Raw genomic sequence first — 2,324 nt, forward strand, 5'->3', positions numbered from 1 at the left:
TGACGAAGTTGGGGAGGCTTCGGCAAATTCCGAATGCTCTACCTAAACTGATGATGAAATCCCTGACCGCCAACAGGCAGCCGCTTCCCGGAGCAAAGCTACTATTCGCGCAGTCCCGCCTTCCGCAAAATCGGCAGCACGTGATCGCAGAAATAGGGCAACTCCCTGGTGTAGTTGACGAAGGACAGCGCGATGCCCTGATAGCCATGCCCGGCAATGGCGGCCATGTCGGCAGCGATCGTTTCCGGCGTTCCGATCAGCGGGTAGGTGCCGGCGCCGCCGGCGAAGCGTTGCCGGTAGCGGTCATAGGCGTGCGGGTCGTGCGACTGCGAGAATTCCTTCTTGCCGGCCATGTGAGCATCGACCGCATCGTGGTCGGCCATATCGACCGCATAGCTGTTATAATAGGCCTGCGCCTCTTCCATCGTCGGGCGGCAGACGACATGCGCAACCGTGTAGACGCCTACGTCGCGGCCTGCCTTGTCGGCCCGTTCGCGGATATCGGCGACATGCTTGCCGGCATCGCCCATTTCGGAAAAGGTCGTGAACAGATAGTCGCACCGGGCAGCGGCGAAATCGCGGCCCGGCCCACCGAAGGCGGCGTTCATGGTCACCGGGCGCGGAACCTGCAGACTGGCCGGCCGGCTGACGGCTTCCTTGAGGCGGTAATAGGTGCCCTCATAGTCGAGCGGCTCGGCCGAGGCATAAAGCTTTTCCAGGATTTCGATCCATTCGGCCGCCTGATCGTAGCCCTTCTCGACCAAAGGCGTGCCAAACATGCCGAATTCCTTCGGGTTCCAGCCGCAGACGATGTTCAAGCCCGCGCGGCCCTGGCTGATATGGTCGACCGTCGCCAGCGCCTTGGCGGCATAGAGCGGATGCACCAGCGGCACATGCACGGTCATGAACAGCCCGATCTGTTCGGTGGCCATGGCAAGAGCCGCCGCCCAGGTGAAGGTCTCGAACGACCATTCCCGCACCTTGTTGCGGCCGCCAAAACCGCGCCAGCGCGCGATCGGCAGCATGAACTCCAGCCCGGCGCGGTCGGCGATCTGAGCCGCCGTCACATTATCCTGCCAGCTCGCCGTCCAGCGTTCCGGAACGTCTGTGATAGCAAGGCCGCCATCGGCATTGGTCGAAAAGACGCCAAGCTTCAGTCTGTTCGGGCCGTGCAAAGGGTGTGGTTTGTTCATGTCGCGACCTCCCGGCGAGAGAGCACACGCTAGGCCCGCGCGGAGATATTTCAAGCCTGAAATAGCTTCGGGTCGCCATCGCTCGCGGGTATCGGTTCCAGCGGGCCGCATGGTGTCCGCCACGCAACCGACACCGCAGCTTTTTAAGCTTAAAACTTTCGCCTTGAAAAGCGCCGCACTTTGGATAAGCATTCCACAGTCGATGGCGATTGCCTTTGCCGGACGGGCTTGCCGGCCAGTCCATCGTGCAGACCAGTCCATCGTGCCGGCCAGTCCATCGTGGGTGCTCCGGGTGGGAGTCTCAGTTCTTGTCGTTCATACTGTCCCAGTCATCATCCAATGCGCGCCATGCCTTCGATGAAGTGCGCGCGCAGATCCGCGATCTGCAACAAAAAATGTCGCCAACCATGACCGCATTGGTCGCTGCCATGAATTGACGCCCTGCGGTGCGGGGCGGCAAAAAACCGTGCGGGAGCAACCCGCCCGATCAACAACAGAGGGAACACAAATGAGCTTCACACGTCGCAAATTGCTTCTTCTCGCCGCCGCCATCGGCATCGCCGCCGGCCCCGCCACCGCTTATGCCGCCGATGTGCTCAATGTCGGCGCCTACCCGACCAATCCACCCTTCGAGTACAAGAACGAGAGCGGCACTTTCGAAGGCTTTGAAGTCGACATCGTCAACGAAGCCGCCAAGCGCATCGGCATGACCACCGACATCGCCGACCTCGGCTTCCAGGCGCTGTTTGCCGCCACCACCTCGAAGCGCATCGATGTCGCCATCTCGTCGATCACCATCACGGCGGAGCGGCTGAAGTCACAGTCGTTCACCCAGCCCTATTACGATTCCGACATGGGCATCGCCACCAAGACCGACAGCGCGATCAAGGCCGAGGCCGACCTCAAGGGCAAGATCATCGGCGTGCTGTCCGGCTCGACCGGCGAAACCTGGGTCAAGGCGCATCAGGAAGCCGATGGCTTCAGCGACGTGAAGGGCTACGACACGCAGCAGAATCTGCTGCTCGACCTCAGCGCCGGCCGCGTCGATGCGGCCGTCAGCGACATTCCGGGCATGGAGTATTCCTTCACCAAGATGAAGGACCTGGTCGTCAAGGAGCGCATCAAGACCGG

At 61.6% G+C, this 2,324-nt stretch carries 3 protein-coding genes; 2 read left to right on the forward strand and 1 reads right to left on the reverse strand.

Going from position 1 to position 2,324, the window contains the following annotated elements; all coding sequences use genetic code 11:
• Positions 1-101: 101 nt before the first annotated feature.
• Positions 102-1,193 (reverse strand): LLM class flavin-dependent oxidoreductase, encoded by a 1,092-nt coding sequence (locus EN893_RS29655; RefSeq protein ID WP_127268312.1) that lies wholly within the window; start codon positions 1,191-1,193, stop codon positions 102-104.
• A gap of 308 nt (positions 1,194-1,501) precedes the next feature.
• Here EN893_RS29655 and EN893_RS39925 point away from each other — a divergent pair, with 308 nt between their 5' ends.
• Positions 1,502-1,630: a hypothetical protein gene (locus EN893_RS39925; RefSeq protein WP_256755016.1), complete on the forward strand. Its 129-nt coding sequence runs from the start codon at positions 1,502-1,504 to the stop codon at positions 1,628-1,630.
• A 71-nt stretch (positions 1,631-1,701) separates the two neighbouring features.
• Positions 1,702-2,324: ABC transporter substrate-binding protein (locus tag EN893_RS29660; RefSeq protein WP_164901223.1), on the forward strand; the 623-nt coding region annotated here is incomplete at its 3' end.

It is taken from the genome of Mesorhizobium sp. M7A.F.Ca.CA.004.04.2.1 (assembly GCF_004022825.1).
In the GTDB taxonomy this organism is placed as follows: domain Bacteria; phylum Pseudomonadota; class Alphaproteobacteria; order Rhizobiales; family Rhizobiaceae; genus Mesorhizobium.

Bases quoted from the DNA above. Each gene is read 5' to 3' on its own strand.
- EN893_RS29655 (WP_127268312.1), bottom strand. From the start codon at position 1,193: ATGAACAAACCACACCCTTTGCACGGCCCGAACAGACTGAAGCTTGGC.